Raw genomic sequence first — 16,328 nt, 5'->3', positions numbered from 1 at the left:
TGGATTTTTAACAACTAATACTATTTTAAAGATTAAATATTCTCCGCCAACCAATCCCCTACTTCTGAAGTCTTATAAGCTTTGGCTCCTTCGGCGATATCTTCTGTTACGATTCCTTCTGCCAAGGATTTATTGACTACATCAGAAATAGCTTGGGCTTCTGCTTTCAGATCAAAAGCATACTCGAACATCATCGCTGCCGAAAGCACTGTTGCCAATGGATTAGCGATGTCTTTTCCTGCTGCTTGCGGATAGGATCCGTGAATTGGCTCAAACAATTTATTTTCTGTACCAACCGACGCTGATGGCATCAAACCCATCGAACCTGAAATCACAGAAGCTTCATCAGTCAAAATATCACCAAATAGGTTTTCTGTAATCAATACATCATAAGCTTTTGGCCATTGGATCAAACGCATCGCCACTGCATCCACAAATTCATATTCCACCTTGACATCAGGGTATTCTGGAGCAAGTTCTTGTACTGTTTCCCTCCACAATCTCGAAGTAGCCAATACATTAGCCTTATCTACACAAGTCAACAGTTTCCTTCTTTTTTGCGCAGCTTCGAAACCCATTCGAGCCAATCTCGTGATTTCTTCTTTGGTATAGACATTTGTGTCGAATGCCTTGGTTCCTTGCTCGTTTCTTCCTCTTGGCTCACCAAAATAAATCCCTCCAGTCAGTTCTCTGAAGAAAACAAAATCTACTCCCTCCACCCTTTCGAGTTTCAATGGAGATTTGTGAATCAATGAAGGGAATGTGAAAGTAGGACGTACATTGGCAAAAAGTCCCAATTTCCTCCTCATTTCCAAAAGACCTTGCTCTGGCCTTACTTTGGCTTTGGGATCGTTGTCATACTTGGGATCTCCGATAGCTCCAAAAAGCACCGCGTCTGCTCTTAGACAAACTTCGTGGGTAGCATCTGGATAGGGATTGCCAGTCAAGTCTATTGCTGCCGCCCCAACTGGTGCTTCTTCGAAATTGATCGTATGGCCAAACTTCTTACCTACAGCTTTGACCACTTTTACTGCCTGAGCAATTACCTCAGGTCCTATGCCATCACCTGGCAGTAGTGCTATATTCATTTCCATAGAAATTCTCTTTGTCTTGTTCTGGGTTTTGATTTTTCAACTCCTGAAAAATTGCTTTATCAGAAGGATTTTTATGCATTTTATCAATTATGTTCAACATTTTCTCAGTAGCCATCATCGCTGCTACTGTCTGATCCGAATCCAAGCCCTTGGTTTTGAAAATCCTTCCATAGTCCCATGTGATCACAGTCTCTACGAAAGCATCTGTTTTTCCTCCTGGAGGTATGGATACGTGGTAATCAGTCAACTTCGGCAACTGCATTCCTTGAGATTTGTAGATCTTCACCAATGCACGCATAAATGCATCGTACTGACCATCTCCCGAAGAATGCTCTTCAAAAGACTTGCCATGGATACTCATTTTCAACTGCACTGTAGGCTTCAAGCCCCTAGAGTGGGTCATGTGATATCCTTCGATAAAGATATCTTTGGTGATCGAATTGTTTTGCAATACATCTGAAATGATATACGGCAAATCTTCAGTGGTCACCCGTTCTTTTTTGTCGCCAAGCTCGATGATCTTTTGCGTCACTTTGGTCAACTCATCCTTCTCGAGGGAAATTCCCAATTCCTGAAGGTTTTTGAGGATATTGGCCTTTCCAGAAGTCTTTCCAAGCGCATATTTTCTTTGTCTTCCAAATCTCTCAGGAAGCAAGTCATTGAAATAAAGGTTCTTTTTATTGTCACCATCTGCGTGGATTCCTGCAGTTTGTGTAAAGACATTCTCTCCCACCACTGGTTTATTGGCAGGAATATGTTGGCCGGAAAACTGCTCTACTAGTTTGCTTACACGATAGATCTTATTTTCGTTGAGGCCAATCCTGTAATCGGTAAAATCCTTCAAAACTGCAATTACAGATTCCAAAGGAGCATTTCCAGCTCTTTCACCGAGTCCATTGACAGTGGTATGAATCCCCGCAATTCCATTGTAAATCGCCTCCAGTACATTTGCTACAGAAAGGTCGTAGTCATTGTGTGCATGAAAATCAAAATGGCAATCAGGGAATTCTGTTGTAATCAGTTTTACGAAATGGGAAACTTCCCTAGGATGCAAAAGACCCAAAGTATCGGGAAGCATAATCCTACGCACTCTGATTTCATTCAAAAAGCTAATTAAATCCATGGTGTAATCCATGGAGTTTCGCATCCCATTACTCCAATCTTCCAAATAGACATTGACAGTTATACCTTTGCTACGTGCATATTTGACACAAGCTCTGATATCTTCAAAATGCTGCTCAGGAGTTTTTTTGAGTTGATGGGTTAAATGATTCAATGATCCTTTTGTGAGAAGGTTCATGACTTTGGCACCTGCTTCCACCATCCAATTGATAGATGCAGGCGTATCTACAAAAGCCAAAACCTCGACTTTATCCAAGTAACCTTTCTCTGCAGCCCATTGGGTAATTTTTTTGACACCCTCCATCTCTCCCTCAGAAACCCGGGCAGATGCCACTTCTATCCTATCCACCTTCAGTTCCTCTAGCAGCAACTTGGCTATCTGGAGTTTTTCAGAAGGAAGAAAAGAGACTCCTGAGGTCTGCTCTCCATCCCTCAGCGTGGTGTCCATGATTTCTATTTTCCTATGTGTTCCCATTATATTTTTGATTGTAGAGGGTAGATTTTTAGATTTTGAAAGAAGGAAGGATGAAGTTTGAGGGATGAAATTTTGATTTTAGATATTTTGAATTGATTGATGTTATTTTTTTCTATTTACAAGCATTTCAAATTCAACCCACTTCGGGGTTGTTGTCCGATGAAATCATCTTAATCCCCGGGTTGCAACCCGGGGTTAATCATAGTTTAACCCCTTCGGGGTTGTTTTTTTTTCTAATCTAAATATCATATCGAGATAAGATAAAAGATTTCGATTCACCTCTTTGTTCTTTTCCCTTCCTCCATTGATAACCTATGTTTTGGTTATTCAATCTTCCATCTTTCTTACTTCATCCCTCAGCCTTCATCCTTTCTAAGCTCTTCCTTTCTCAAATTCTTCTATTTCCCCTTTTAGGTTCAAAAGATAATCTATATCATCAAAGCCATTTTTCATGTTCTCTTTTTTGTAGGCATTGATATCAAAAGATTCTGATTGACCTGTACTGAGCAAAGTGATCTTTTGTGTATCAATATCCACTTCTACTTCTGTACTCGGATCAGCTTCAATTGCCGCAAACAATACGTCTGCAAACTCTGGGCTGATAGTCACTGGAAGTACTCCGATGTTCAGACAGTTGTTTTTGAAGATATCAGCAAAGAAGCTAGATACCACACATCTGAATCCATAGTCATACAGTGCCCAAACGGCATGCTCCCTACTCGAGCCAGAACCAAAGTTTCTGCCTGCTAGGAGTATTTTCCCAGCGTAAGTAGAGTCATTGAGTACAAAATCCTTTTTTGGGTTGCCTTCTACGTCATATCTCCAGTCTCTGAAAAGATTGTCACCGAAACCTTCCCGCTCAGTTGCTTTCAAGAACCTTGCAGGGATGATTTGATCTGTATCCACATTTTCGGTAGGAAGCGGGACAACTGTTGAAGTCAACACATTAAATTTATCGTAAGCCATTTTTTCCTTTTTTTAAGAATTAAAAGATCTCTCTAGGGTCACATATTTCACCTTTGACAGCTACTGCTGCTACAGTCAATGGACTGGCGAGCATAGTTCTGGCTCCAGGCCCTTGCCTTCCTTCAAAGTTTCTGTTTGAAGTGGAGACAGCGTATTTCCCTGAAGGAATCTTATCATCATTCATCGCCAAACAAGCAGAACAACCCGGTTGTCTCAACTCAAATCCTGCTTCTTCCAAGATTTTCACCAAGCCTTCTTCGTGAGCCATTTTCTCTACTTCCCTAGATCCCGGAACGATCCAAGCGGTAATGTTATCCGCCTTTTTCTTACCCTTTACATAATTGGCAACAGATCTGATATCTTCGATTCGGCCATTGGTACAGCTTCCTACAAAGACAAAATCCACTTTCTTTCCTTGGATCGCTTCACCTGGAGCAAATCCCATGTAATCCAATGACTTCAAGTAGGAAGTCTTGTTGCTACCTTCCATACCTTCGGTACTTGGGATATTTCCTTTGACTTTGATACCCATACCTGGATTGGTACCATAAGTAATCATTGGCTCAATATCCGCTGCATCAAAATGATATTCTTTATCGAAAACAGCTCCATCGTCAGTTTTCAAAGACTTCCAATAAGCCACTGCTTTATCCCATTCTTCCCCTTTTGGAGAATATTGTTTTCCTTTTAGGTAATCAAAAGTAGTTTCGTCAGGAGCTATTAAGCCTCCTCTGGCACCCATTTCTATACTCATGTTGCAGATGGTCATCCTTGCTTCCATGCTAAGGCTTTCGATTGCCGAGCCAGCATATTCCACAAAGTAACCTGTAGCGCCTGCCGCAGAGATTTTAGCGATGATATATAGAATGATATCTTTAGAAGTGACACCAGCACTCAACTCACCATCGACAGTGATGCGCATTTTCTTTGCCTTGCTCTGCATGATACATTGCGTAGCCAATACCATTTCAACTTCTGATGTACCAATACCAAATGCGATGGCACCAAAAGCCCCATGGGTAGAAGTATGGCTATCCCCACAAACGATGGTCATTCCTGGCTGGGTAATCCCAAGCTCTGGACCTATCACATGGACAATCCCATGGTGGGCAGAACCCAAGTCATGCAATTCGATCCCATGCTTCTTGCAGTTTTCACGAAGCTTTTCTACTTGCATTCTTGAAAGCTTGTCTTTGATGGTCTTATCTTGATCCACCGTTGGCACATTGTGATCTGGAGTACCTACTGTCCTCTGCGGATGAAGGACACCTACACCACGTTTTTCCAAATTCAAAAACGCAACAGGGCTGGTTACTTCATGGATAAAATGCTTATCAATGAAGAATACATCCGGTCCTGATGGGACAGATTTGACCACATGTGCATCCCAAATTTTATCAAATAATGTTTTCTTTTCCATAATTAGGCTACTGTCACTTTATTTTTGACGGGTATTTTATTCAAGGCATCTACAAATGCCTGTGCTGAAGCCAATACGATATCAGTATTGGAAGAAAAACCATAATAAGGTATTTTTCCTTGCATGATTCTCATGTGAACTTTAGCTACATCATCACTTCCTGCCGTAATAGCTTGGATGAGAAATTCCTCAAGCTCAATATCAGGCTTTACGATTTTCTCAATAGCTTTTAGCACTGCATCTACTGGACCATTTCCTGCAGAAGATGCCACTTCAATTTTATCACCGATTTTTAGGGAAACGGTTGATTTGATTTCTCCATTTGACTCGTAACTCACTTTATCCAATTCGATAAAGGAAGACTCGTCCATATATTTCCCTACCAATGAAAGTAGGTCTTTTGGTGTGATATCCCTTTTGGAATCTGCCATCACCAAAAATTCTTCATAAACTTCTTTCAGAGCTTCACCTTCCAAAACTACACCCAAAGCATCCAAATGGTGCTTCAATGCTGCCCTTCCACTTCTTGCTGTCAATACTATCGATGATTCATGAACCCCAACATCTTTAGGATCGATGATTTCATAATTCTCTCTGTGCTTCAACACTCCATCTTGATGGATTCCTGATGAATGTGCAAAGGCATTTCTTCCTACAATGGCCTTGTTTGGCTGAACAGGCATATTCATCAACTTAGATATCAACCTGCTGGTCTCGTAAATCTTCGGAGTGACAATGCTTGTGTGGATTGGGATATCATGGTGACATTTGATTGCCATGACTACTTCTTCCATGGAAGTGTTTCCAGCTCTTTCGCCTATCCCATTGATCGTAACCTCCACTTGTCTTGCTCCATTCTGAACACCAGAAATAGTGTTGGCTGTCGCCATACCAAGATCATTGTGACAATGAGTAGCAATGATTGCTTTGTCAATGTTGGAAACATTTTCTTTTAGATGCCTGATGATTGATCCGTATTGCTCTGGAAGACAATAACCTGTGGTATCTGGAATATTGACTACAGTTGCACCGGCTTTGATGACTTGTTCCAATATTCTGGCTAAAAAATCTTTTTCGGCACGACCTGCATCTTCTGCATAAAATTCCACATCTTCTACATAACGCTTGGCGTATTTCACCGCCCTTACAGCCCGCTCAATGATTTCATCAGGAGTAGATCTGAGTTTGTATTGTATATGAAAAGGAGACACACCGATGCCGGTGTGAATCCTTCCTTTTTTTGCATATTTCAGCGCGTCAGCAGCTACATCAATATCCTTTTCCACAGCTCTGGAAAGGGCGCAGATAATGGGATTTGATACAGCTTTGGAAATTTCAACAACTGAATTGAAGTCACCTGGACTGGATATTGGAAACCCAGCTTCAATCACATCTACTCCCAGTTCTTCTAATGCCTTAGCGACCACGATCTTTTCTCGGGTGTTCAATTGACAACCCGGTACCTGTTCCCCATCACGAAGGGTGGTATCGAATATCCATAGCTTTTCACTCATAATATCAGTTATTTTCGGGTCTTAATTTTCTGACGGTTGCGCCAGCTTGCCACATTTCAGAATCTCTCAATTCTTTCAATTCAGCTTCTAATTTTACTCTATAGTCAGATTTGCTATTTGAATCAATTGATTTTTGTGCTTCTTTACCTGTTTTCACAGAATCATAAAGCTCTTCAAATACCGGCTTAGTTGCATCTCTGAAAGGCTTCCACCAGTCCAAAGCACCTCTTTGGGCAGTAGTAGAACAGTTGGCATACATCCAATCCATTCCATTCTCTGCCACCAATGGCATCAGACTTTGTGTCAATTCTTCAACAGTCTCATTGAAAGCCTCAGAAGGAGTGTGACCATTCGCTCTCAACACTTCATACTGAGCAGCAAAGATTCCTTGAATAGCCCCCATCAAAGTTCCTCTTTCACCTGTCAAATCAGATGTAACCTCTCTATAAAAATCAGTCTCGAATAAGTAACCTGATCCTACACCGATTCCAAGTGCTACAACTCTATCTTTTGCTCTACCTGTTCCGTCTTGGAAGATGGCATAAGAAGAGTTCAATCCTCTACCTTCTACAAACATTCTTCTCAAAGATGTCCCAGAACCTTTAGGTGCAACCAAAATCACATCAACATCAGCTGGGGGAACGATACCTGTTTTTTCTTTGTAAGTCACACCGAAACCATGAGAAAAATACAATGCTTTTCCAGGAGTAAGGTGTTTTTTCACTGTAGGCCAAAGCGCTATTTGTCCTGCATCAGAAAGTAAGAATTGAAGAATTGTACCTTTTTCACAAGCTTCTTCCAATTCGAAAAGTGTCTCTCCAGGAACCCAGCCGTCAGCAACTGCTTTGTCCCAAGTCTTGGAATCTTTTCTCTGACCAACGATTACATTGAAGCCATTGTCCTTCAAGTTCAATGCTTGACCAGGACCTTGTACTCCGTAACCCAATACGGCGATCACTTCATCCTTCAATACTTCTCTAGCTTTCTCCAGTGGAAATTCCTCTCTGGTTACTACATTTTCTTCTACTGATCCAAATTTCAGTTTCATAGTTATTGGTTTTTATAAGGTTTGATTATTTAAATATTCTGATACGGAAAATCTAGGTTTGGCAATAGCTACACGGCCTGACCTAGAAAACTCAAGAAGGCTATAAGGCTTGAGTGTCTCCAACAATGCCTGAGTATCTTCTTTATGCCCTGTAAATTCCACCACAACAAATTCCTTCTCTGCTGCAATGATGTGGGCATTATATTGTCTGATTACTTTTTCAAGACTTGCATCCAAGCTGTCAATTGGAAGCTTGTAAAGTGCAATTTCTTGATAGACAACCTCACTATCCATGAAGTAATAAGCTTTGATCACATCTGTGATTTTTTCTATTTGCTTTACCAATTGGATAATCTGCTCTTCTGTCACAGTACACTCGATGGTGATCTTGTGGATCCCGTCCAAGCGGCTTTCGGAAGCTGTGAGCGCATCAATATTGATGCCTCTTCTTGTGAAAATGATCGTGATCCTATTGAGGATACCGATAAAATTCTCTGTATAAATAAGTATGGTATAACGGTTCATAAATTCTCTTCGATTTAGCTTAGTCTTACCTCTTCTACCGAACAACCCGTAGCGATCATCGGGAATACATTGTCCTCTTTTTCTACCACAACTTCCAAGAAATATGGTCCATCATGCATCAGCATATCTGCTACTGCTTCACTTAAACCCTCTCTCTCAGACACCTTTGTAGCTTTGATGCTGTATGCTTCCGCTAGTTTGATAAAATCAGGATTGTCCAGTTCTGTGAATGAATACCTTCTATCAAAGAACATCTGCTGCCATTGTCTTACCATCCCAAGGAAGTTATTATTCAATAACACTACTTTCACAGGAGCTTTGGTCTGCATGATAGTACCTAGCTCTTGGATTGTCATTTGGATTCCTCCGTCACCGACCACACAGATCACCTGACGGCTATAATCGTACATTTGCGCTCCCAATGCTGCTGGAAGGGCAAATCCCATAGTACCCAGTCCACCGGAAGTTACTTGTGTTTTGGAAGTTTTGTAATCAAAATACCTCCATGCGATCATCTGATGCTGTCCAACATCCGTTACCAAAATAGCATCGTCAGCTTTATATTGATTGATAAATCTGATCACCTCACCCATTGTCAACCCTACTTTCGTCGGTGACAGGTCATTGGCGATTACAGATTCTCTTTCTAGCAACTCCAGTTCTTTGAATTTTGACATCCAATCCTCATGGCTATTTGGATTCACTGCCTGATTTAGCATACTTAAGCTTTGCTTACAATCTCCCAAAACAGGTGCGTCAGCAAATACATTTTTATTGATCTCTGCTGGATCAAGTTCCAAGTGGACCACCTTTGCTTGCTTCGCATAGCGCTTGAGATCACCAGTAACACGGTCATCAAAGCGCATTCCGATAGCTATCAGCACATCACATTGATTGGTCAGCATATTTGGAGCATAGTTTCCATGCATACCAAGTTTACCAACGTATGAAGGATGCTCTTCCGAAAGAGCTCCTGAACCCAATAAAGTACATGCTGCAGGAATTCCTGTTTTGTCCAAAAATGCTTTTAACTCTGACTCTGCTTTTCCAATGACAACACCTTGTCCATACAATACATAAGGTCTTTTTGCAGCATTGATCAATTCAGCTGCTTTTTGCACCTCATCTTTCTTCACTTCAAAATATGGCCTGTAGGATCTGATACTTAAGCAAGGCACGTAATTGAACTCTCCAGAATCAGTCTGGGCATTTTTTGTGATATCAATCAAAACTGGTCCTGGACGACCAGATCTTGCGATATGAAAGCCTTTTGCGATAGCTGGAGCAATATCTTCGGCTCTTCTGACCTGAATATTCCACTTTGTCACAGGCATTGAAATTCCGACCACATCCGTTTCTTGAAAAGCATCAGTACCCAGCAAATGTGCAGCAACTTGACCTGTAATACAGACCAAAGGTGTACTGTCAATCATGGCATCAGCAAGGCCTGTTATCAAATTGGTAGCACCAGGGCCTGAAGTTGCCAAGGCCACACCGACTTGTCCAGAGACACGTGCATATCCTTGAGCGGCATGGATTGCCCCTTGCTCATGTCGTGTCAAAACATGCCTAATCTGATCACTATAATCATAAAGCGCATCATACACAGGCATAATCGCCCCTCCTGGATACCCAAAAATATGCTTGGCATTTTCGGCTATCAATGATCTCACTACGATATCTGCTCCTCTTATCATGGTGTTGGGTTTTATTGTTTGTCAGTCACACATCCTTCAGAGGCTGTGGAAACCAATAAATTATATTTTTTCAAAGTACCTTGTAGGCCCTTAATGTCTTTCTTTTTCCAAGCCTTTCTCCTCTCAGAAAACTCCTCTTCACTGACTTCACAAGTCAATTTCAGTTTGTCTGCATCAATAGTGACCATATCACCATCTTTCAGCAATCCGATCGGTCCCCCAAGAAATGCTTCCGGAGTGACATGTCCTACCACAAAGCCATGAGTACCACCCGAGAATCTGCCATCAGTAATCAATGCCACATCAGAACCCAAGCCAGCACCAATGATCATTGATGTAGGCTTAAGCATCTCAGGCATGCCTGGACCACCTTTTGGGCCAATATTTCGAATCACAAGCACTTCTCCTTTCTGTACTTTATGGTCACGAATAGCGTCATTTGCCTCTTGCTCTGAGTCAAAAACCCTTGCAGGCCCTGTAAATGAACTCCCTTCTTTTCCTGTGATTTTGGCAACTGCTCCATCGGGGGCAAGATTTCCATCTAAGATACAAAGGTGTCCCGTAGCCTTGATAGGTTGTTCTAAAGGATGGATTACATTGACCATAGAAGGAACAATCGCATCCACATTCTCAAGATTTTCAGCTAAAGTTTTACCAGTTACTGTAAGGCAATCGCCATGTAAAAACCCATTTTGCAACATGTACTTCATAAATGCAGGAAGTCCACCCTGCTCGTGAAGGTCTTCCATCATAAATTTACCTGAAGGCTTGAAGTCTCCTATCATCGGAGTTTTTGCGTTGATCGCCTTAAAATCTTCAATGGTAAAATCAATACCGGCAGTCCTCGCAATCGCAATGATATGCATCACAGCGTTGGTGCTTCCTCCAAGTGCTATGATCACAGTGACAGCATTCTCCAAACTCTTTTTGGTAATGATATCACTTGGCTTGATGTCTTTTTCAAGAAGGATTTTCATGAATTTATTGACCTCTCTACACTCCCTCAATTTCTCGGGGGAATTAGCAGGATATGATGCGGAATAAGGCAAAGACATGCCCATTGCCTCGATGGCAGAAGACATGGTATTTGCTGTGTACATTCCTCCGCAAGCGCCTTTTCCAGGGCATGAATTTCGGATCACACCATCATAGTCTTCATCAGAAATATTTCCATTGACACGCTTGCCAAAAGCTTCGAATGCAGATACGATGTTAAGTTTTTCACCTTTGTAATTACCCGAGGCTATTGTTCCTCCATAGACGAGGATTGAGGGTCTGTTTGTCCTGATCATCCCCATCAGTGCTCCTGGCATATTTTTGTCACAACCTGCGACAGAGATACAGCCATCAAAGGAATGACCGATGATAAAAGATTCTATAGAATCGGCGATGATCTCCCTAGATACAAGGGAATAGCGCATACCCAAAGTACCCATCGTCGTACCATCCGAAATACCAATGGTATTAAATACTAAACCGGTCAGATCATGCTCTTGGGAAGATGCTTTGATCAGACCGGCGAAGTCGTTGAGGTGCATGTTGCAAGGGTTGCTTTCATAGCCGCAACTGGCAACACCCACGAAGGGTTGGTTCATTTTCTTATCAGTCAAGCCTGTGGCATACAACATGGCCTTGCCGGCCGGATGCTCTTCATTTTGGCTGATTTCCCAACTGTATTTCTTCAAACTCATGGTTCAATAGGTTTATTTAATAAGCTTGTATAAAAAAAAGTGCCTCACTTGGATGAGGCACCTAGAATTATATGGTTGTTTAATTTATATAGTCCAGCGCCTCATTGTTTTCCAATGATGAGAATAATAATTCCAATAAGGCTGACTGATTTAAACATGTGGTTATGGTTAATATTTTTTGTTTCGATTTCGTGATACAATATTAAACCTCAATTTCCATACTTACAATATTTTAATTCTTTTTTTATCTCACATTTAAATTTTAAATACCGTCATTAAACTTTTTGAAAAAATTATCATGCTTTTTTTTGTTTATAATCAGAATTATATATTTTTTTTTTAAAATTTATTTAAAATTTCAAAACAAAATCACGGATTCGCTAAGTGTTAACAAAAAGTTATTTTTTTTGATTTTTTTATAAATAAAAAATCCTTATCGATAAGATACAGTAATGAATACGCAAAGTTTTTGTATTTCCACAAATCACAATAAAAAACAATAAACTATTGAAAAACAAATGGTTTTGAAAGATTTGCTTGGTGAATTATTTATCTCGTCACATAATTTATAAATTCGGGGCATGATCAGTTTCCCAAATGCAAAAATAAATCTTGGCTTACACATCACAGCCAAAAGAAAAGATGGCTATCACGAGGTAGAGACTTGCATGGTCCCCATTCCTTTGTACGATGCGTTGGAAATGATCTTAGACAAGAAAACCACTTTCACAAGTACGGGTTTGCCTATCCCTGGTTCAGACAAAGACAACCTCATACTCAAAGCATTCAAACTCCTGCGCAAAGACTTCAATGAATTGCCGCATGTGAGCATTCATCTTCACAAAAACATCCCTATGGGTGCAGGTTTGGGGGGTGGTTCAGCAGATGCTGCTTTTGCATTGAGCTTGATGAACAATCTTTTTGATTTGTTGCTTGAAGATTGGTTTTTGGAAGATTATGCTGCGCAATTGGGTAGTGATTGTGCTTTTTTCGTAGAAAATACGCCAAAGATCGCTACAGGAAGAGGAGAAGTTCTTGAGCCAGTGAATATCGACCTGAAAGGCAAACACCTTCTACTAATCAACCCAAATATCCATATCGGAACCCAAGAAGCTTATGCCGGTGTAATCCCAAAAGCACCGAAAGTTAACCTATCTGAAGTCCTTGCCGACCGATCGAGGTGGAAGGATGAATTGATCAATGATTTTGAGGCAAGCATCTTCCCCAAATACCCAGAGATTGCAGCTATCAAAAGTAAACTTTATGAAATGGGTGCTTTCTACGCTGCCATGTCAGGGTCAGGGTCGACAGTGTTTGGATTGTTTGATGAGAAAGTAGAAAAAGGGGTTTGGAAAGAAGGTTATTTTGTGTTTGAGGGAGAGATGTAGTAAAGTTCATGAATAATTTTTGACAAATCCATATTTACATTTTATAAATATAATTTGTATTATTACTTCAAATGTAAAAATATGGCAACTTTTACTAGCTCACTTCCAAATGACTTATTGGAAATGCTCGACGAGCATGCCAAGAAATTAGAGATTCCTAAAAACAAGCTAATTGAAAAAGCCTTAAGATTATACCTTGAGCATCTCAAAAGAGCTGCATATGTAAAATCATATAGTCAAGCCAAAGAAGACAAGGACATGGTCAATTTAGCAGAAGAAGGGATGGCGGAATATTTCAAGCAGATAGAAGAATCGCAAACCAAAATATTATTGGAAAAAAATATTTAAATTTCTAAACTTGGAATGAATTAAAAAAAGTAAAAATATCTCCAAAAAAATCGGTCACCGATTTTTCAAAAGGTGACCGACTAACAATTCTAAAACTGATATCCTAAAGAAAATGAATTCATTCTATGAAACGATCCATTTTCGAATGTATAGGACAAAATTACTGGAACCTTGACAGGCAAAAAATAACTAAATCTAAAGCCTAACATGTCTTGTGGCTTTTTTGCTTCTTGCCATCTCACAAAAGTACCATCCATTTCCAACAATTCAGCTTCATTTCTTTCAAATCCAACATACCTATATCTTACCTGAGTCATAAACTTATGTTTATCTTTTATCTGAAATTTTTTGGAAAGACCTATTCCAGCCCAATATCCATTCACAAACCATTCAGATTGGCAAAGTGAACAATTAAGGAGCCTTTCATAACCTATCCCTCCAATTCCATCCAAACCAATACTTTTGACTATTGGAAAATGATATTCTGTTCCTATTCCAATACCCGAATTAGCACCTCCTCTTATTTTGTTTTCTATATTAAGATAGTTAACATGTACCTGAAACTTATTTGACTTCTGATCCTGAGAAAAAAGATTCTGTGGAATGATAAGAAAAAACAAACCAATGATTGCTAAATTGATTTTCATATGTTTTTTGTTTAAATTTCAGCAAACATAAATTGTTTTGAATAATAAAAAAAACAACAATTATTTCTCAATTTTTTCTGAATATCAAAAAAAAATGTTTTTCACGGTAAAAATTCAATCAATTTTCTTCAATTAATTTAAATCAATGTTTTTTTTATCATATTACAAAAAAAAGAGCTAAAATTTTCTCACTATTGATAATTTAAAATAAAGCTACCGAAGGGCAGAGTAAATATACTATGTACTCTAAGGAAATTATTTCAAAAATTGGAATCTGAAAAAAAAAAATAAAAATGGAATTATAGCCAAATTTTGCACTATATCCCCACACACAATTTCTTAGCAGAGGTTAAGCGTTTCCGGCGTACTACTCAGTTTTAAGAACAATGATCTCAAACCCCCAAAACCCTCTTAGCTTGCCTTCTCCTGTTGAAATAATTGAACACGGGATAGAGCAAAACTGAGATCAAAATGATCAATGTCCCCAAATAAAAACCTGGAGTCATCTGTTCCTTTTCACCAAAAATCAATACCGCCAATACGATACCGTAAACGGGCTCTAGATTTACCGTTAGGTTGATCGCAAAGGCTGTTAACCTACGCATCAGCTCTACCGAAACGGAAAAAGCGTAAACAGTACAAACACCACCCAAGAGAAACAACCAAAACCAATCCCAACCATTTGGCATCAGTTGTAAACCCACTCCTTCTGTAAAAAATGCTGCATAAAATGGCATAAACAAAACCGAAAAAATACAGGCTCCAAACATTTCATAAAAGGTCAATACATAAGGAGAGTGCCTCTTGATCAACCTCCCATTGATCACTGTGAAAATTGCTGCAATCAACGCTGAAGCTACTGCCATGGTCAAACCCAGCCAATAGCCACCTTCAAAGCTAAAAACTACGTAAAGGCCTGAAATCACCATCATCCCAAGCAAAATCTCAAACCACTTAACTTTGGATTTATTGACCATTGGCTCAATGAAAGCCGTCCAAAGAGATGTCGTAGCCATGCCTGCAAGACAAACAGAAGCTGTGGAAACCCTCGCCGCCCAAAAAAATAAAATCCAATGGATGGAAATCAAAAAACCTGTACCGATAACTTTCAAAAGTTCTTGGTTTGTAAGTCTGACTTTTTGCTTTTTCACCAAAAACACCAAACCCAAAAAACCGCTTGCCATAAGCGTCCTGTAGAAAACAATCTCTACTGATGGAATACTGATCAATAATCCCAAAATAGCTGTAAATCCCCAAATCAACACGATGAAATGGAGCATTAGGTAATCTTTGACTGTAGTGTTTTGAAGCATATTTATCTTGGCACTGTTTTATACAACACCAATCCTGTGATGGCAAATACCAAGTTGGGCAGCCATATCGCAAATATAGGATATGTGGTACCAGCTTCTGCAAAAGTCCGAGACAATAAAAACAAAATAATATAGACGAAGGCCAGCATGAAACCCAAGGCAATCTGAAATCCAGAACCTCCCCTGGTCTTCTTAGATGAAACGATGACCCCTATAAATGTCAAAATAACTGCCGCAAATGGAGACATGTATCTAACATATCTTTCAATCTTATAATAATTCACATTGTCAGCTCCCCTATCTTCCAATACTTGGATTTGACGTGTCAATTCTGGCAATTTCAAAGTCTCATGATGATTGGAAGGCAAATCAAAATCATCAGGGGTAATGGAAAGTAAGGTATCGAGGTTATCTCCTTTTGTAAAATCTTCCCCCATATCGTTCAAAACCCTCAAGTTCCAGTTTTTCATCGTCCAAGAATTGATGGCAGTATCCCAAACTATTCGGTCTGCTGATAATTTGGCAACCAATTCCCCATCCCTAATTTGCTCCAAAGTGAAGCTATAACCCATATTTCCCGAAGGGTAATACCTCGAAATATAAGCATAAACATCAGGAGCTACTTTGATATGGATGTTTGTTTCATTGTAGAATTTAGTATCTTCCAAATATCTTGTCTTAAACTCAGTAACTCCAGCCGTCGCAACAGGCAAAACCCATCCATTCAACAGAAATGAAGCTGCTCCGATCAATGCTGCTCCGGTAAAAAACGGCACAAGCATGCGGACGAAACTCGTTCCTGAACTCAAAATGGCAACGATTTCTGTTCTCCCTGCCATCTTGGAAGTAATAAAAATTACTGAGATAAATACTGTAATGGGAGTAAGTAAATTATTGAGATATAGGCCATAATTGGCCATATACTTCAAAATTTCCGATACAGGCACTTCGTTTCGGATAAATGCATCATTTTTTTCTGTAAAATCCAGAACAAGCACAATAAGGATCAGCATCAAAACCACAAAAAAGTAGGTTTTGAGAAAATCCTTGATGATGAGTTTATCCAATAATTTCATGTGC

The 16,328-nt window shown here is 39.8% G+C and carries 14 protein-coding genes; 2 read left to right on the top strand and 12 right to left on the bottom strand.

The genetic code is table 11. The annotated features are described in order from the left end of the window. Window positions 1-32: 32 nt before the first annotated feature. From leuB to ilvD, 9 genes are all read right to left on the bottom strand, one after another. Window positions 33-1,094 (bottom strand): 3-isopropylmalate dehydrogenase, encoded by a 1,062-nt coding sequence (gene leuB, locus MM236_RS13750; protein WP_241275566.1) that lies wholly within the window; start codon window positions 1,092-1,094, stop codon window positions 33-35. Then, entirely contained in the window at window positions 1,063-2,691 is a 1,629-nt protein-coding gene (locus MM236_RS13745) for a hydroxymethylglutaryl-CoA lyase-like TIM-barrel protein (protein WP_241275565.1), read from the bottom strand. Before MM236_RS13745 ends, leuB begins: the two co-directional genes overlap by 32 nt. Window positions 2,692-3,063: 372 nt before the next feature. Next, window positions 3,064-3,657, bottom strand: a complete 594-nt coding sequence (leuD, locus tag MM236_RS13740; RefSeq protein WP_241275564.1) for a 3-isopropylmalate dehydratase small subunit — start codon at window positions 3,655-3,657, stop codon at window positions 3,064-3,066. 19 nt (window positions 3,658-3,676) lie between these two features. Then, window positions 3,677-5,077 carry a 3-isopropylmalate dehydratase large subunit gene (gene leuC, locus MM236_RS13735; RefSeq protein WP_241275563.1) on the bottom strand — a complete coding sequence of 467 codons (1,401 nt, stop codon included), beginning with the start codon at window positions 5,075-5,077 and terminating at the stop codon, window positions 3,677-3,679. A 2-nt stretch (window positions 5,078-5,079) separates the two neighbouring features. Beyond that, a complete protein-coding gene (locus MM236_RS13730) occupies window positions 5,080-6,591 on the bottom strand; it encodes a 2-isopropylmalate synthase (RefSeq protein WP_241275562.1) in 1,512 nt (503 codons plus the stop codon). A 4-nt stretch (window positions 6,592-6,595) separates the two neighbouring features. Beyond that, complete coding sequence (gene ilvC, locus MM236_RS13725) at window positions 6,596-7,639, bottom strand: ketol-acid reductoisomerase (protein WP_241275561.1); 1,044 nt, start codon at window positions 7,637-7,639, stop codon at window positions 6,596-6,598. Window positions 7,640-7,651: 12 nt separating this feature from the next. Then, entirely contained in the window at window positions 7,652-8,164 is a 513-nt protein-coding gene (gene ilvN, locus MM236_RS13720; protein WP_241275560.1) for an acetolactate synthase small subunit, read from the bottom strand. 14 nt (window positions 8,165-8,178) lie between these two features. Next, window positions 8,179-9,861, bottom strand: coding sequence for a biosynthetic-type acetolactate synthase large subunit (gene ilvB / locus MM236_RS13715; RefSeq protein ID WP_241275559.1), 1,683 nt, complete (start codon window positions 9,859-9,861; stop codon window positions 8,179-8,181). An 11-nt stretch (window positions 9,862-9,872) separates the two neighbouring features. Next, window positions 9,873-11,552, bottom strand: a complete 1,680-nt coding sequence (ilvD, locus tag MM236_RS13710) for a dihydroxy-acid dehydratase (protein ID WP_241275558.1) — start codon at window positions 11,550-11,552, stop codon at window positions 9,873-9,875. A gap of 581 nt (window positions 11,553-12,133) precedes the next feature. On the opposite strand from ilvD, the gene ispE reads away from it, so the two are divergent. Continuing rightward, window positions 12,134-12,940 (top strand): 4-(cytidine 5'-diphospho)-2-C-methyl-D-erythritol kinase, encoded by an 807-nt coding sequence (ispE, locus tag MM236_RS13705; RefSeq protein WP_241275557.1) that lies wholly within the window; start codon window positions 12,134-12,136, stop codon window positions 12,938-12,940. Between the two features lie 81 nt (window positions 12,941-13,021). Further along, on the top strand, window positions 13,022-13,288 hold the full coding sequence (locus MM236_RS13700) for a ribbon-helix-helix domain-containing protein (RefSeq protein ID WP_241275556.1): 267 nt from the start codon (window positions 13,022-13,024) through the stop codon (window positions 13,286-13,288). Window positions 13,289-13,377: 89 nt separating this feature from the next. On the opposite strand, the gene MM236_RS13695 is transcribed toward MM236_RS13700, so the two are convergent. The 3 genes from MM236_RS13695 to MM236_RS13685 all read right to left on the bottom strand — a co-directional run bounded on the left by MM236_RS13695 (window position 13,378) and on the right by MM236_RS13685 (window position 16,324). After that, a complete protein-coding gene (locus MM236_RS13695) occupies window positions 13,378-13,935 on the bottom strand; it encodes a hypothetical protein (RefSeq protein ID WP_241275555.1) in 558 nt (185 codons plus the stop codon). A 392-nt stretch (window positions 13,936-14,327) separates the two neighbouring features. Further along, window positions 14,328-15,248: a DMT family transporter gene (locus MM236_RS13690; protein WP_241275554.1), complete on the bottom strand. Its 921-nt coding sequence runs from the start codon at window positions 15,246-15,248 to the stop codon at window positions 14,328-14,330. Between the two features lie 2 nt (window positions 15,249-15,250). After that, the gene (locus MM236_RS13685) at window positions 15,251-16,324 is read right to left on the bottom strand and encodes an LptF/LptG family permease (RefSeq protein ID WP_241275553.1); all 1,074 of its coding nucleotides are present in this window, start codon (window positions 16,322-16,324) and stop codon (window positions 15,251-15,253) included. Window positions 16,325-16,328: the final 4 nt, after the last annotated feature.

The sequence above is a fragment of the Belliella calami genome (assembly GCF_022549695.1).
Lineage (GTDB): Bacteria > Bacteroidota > Bacteroidia > Cytophagales > Cyclobacteriaceae > Belliella > Belliella calami.
The sequence above is the reverse complement of the archived record's forward strand: the minus strand, read 5'-3'. Positions and strand labels throughout refer to the sequence as shown.

Bases quoted from the DNA above. Each gene is read 5' to 3' on its own strand.
- leuB (WP_241275566.1), bottom strand. From the start codon at position 1,094: ATGGAAATGAATATAGCACTACTGCCAGGTGATGGCATAGGACCTGAG.
- MM236_RS13745 (WP_241275565.1), bottom strand. From the start codon at position 2,691: ATGGGAACACATAGGAAAATAGAAATCATGGACACCACGCTGAGGGAT.
- leuD (WP_241275564.1), bottom strand. From the start codon at position 3,657: ATGGCTTACGATAAATTTAATGTGTTGACTTCAACAGTTGTCCCGCTT.
- leuC (WP_241275563.1), bottom strand. From the start codon at position 5,077: ATGGAAAAGAAAACATTATTTGATAAAATTTGGGATGCACATGTGGTC.
- MM236_RS13730 (WP_241275562.1), bottom strand. From the start codon at position 6,591: ATGAGTGAAAAGCTATGGATATTCGATACCACCCTTCGTGATGGGGAA.
- ilvC (WP_241275561.1), bottom strand. From the start codon at position 7,639: ATGAAACTGAAATTTGGATCAGTAGAAGAAAATGTAGTAACCAGAGAG.
- ilvN (WP_241275560.1), bottom strand. From the start codon at position 8,164: ATGAACCGTTATACCATACTTATTTATACAGAGAATTTTATCGGTATC.
- ilvB (WP_241275559.1), bottom strand. From the start codon at position 9,861: ATGATAAGAGGAGCAGATATCGTAGTGAGATCATTGATAGCCGAAAAT.
- ilvD (WP_241275558.1), bottom strand. From the start codon at position 11,552: ATGAGTTTGAAGAAATACAGTTGGGAAATCAGCCAAAATGAAGAGCAT.
- ispE (WP_241275557.1), top strand. From the start codon at position 12,134: ATGATCAGTTTCCCAAATGCAAAAATAAATCTTGGCTTACACATCACA.
- MM236_RS13700 (WP_241275556.1), top strand. From the start codon at position 13,022: ATGGCAACTTTTACTAGCTCACTTCCAAATGACTTATTGGAAATGCTC.
- MM236_RS13695 (WP_241275555.1), bottom strand. From the start codon at position 13,935: ATGAAAATCAATTTAGCAATCATTGGTTTGTTTTTTCTTATCATTCCA.
- MM236_RS13690 (WP_241275554.1), bottom strand. From the start codon at position 15,248: ATGCTTCAAAACACTACAGTCAAAGATTACCTAATGCTCCATTTCATC.
- MM236_RS13685 (WP_241275553.1), bottom strand. From the start codon at position 16,324: ATGAAATTATTGGATAAACTCATCATCAAGGATTTTCTCAAAACCTAC.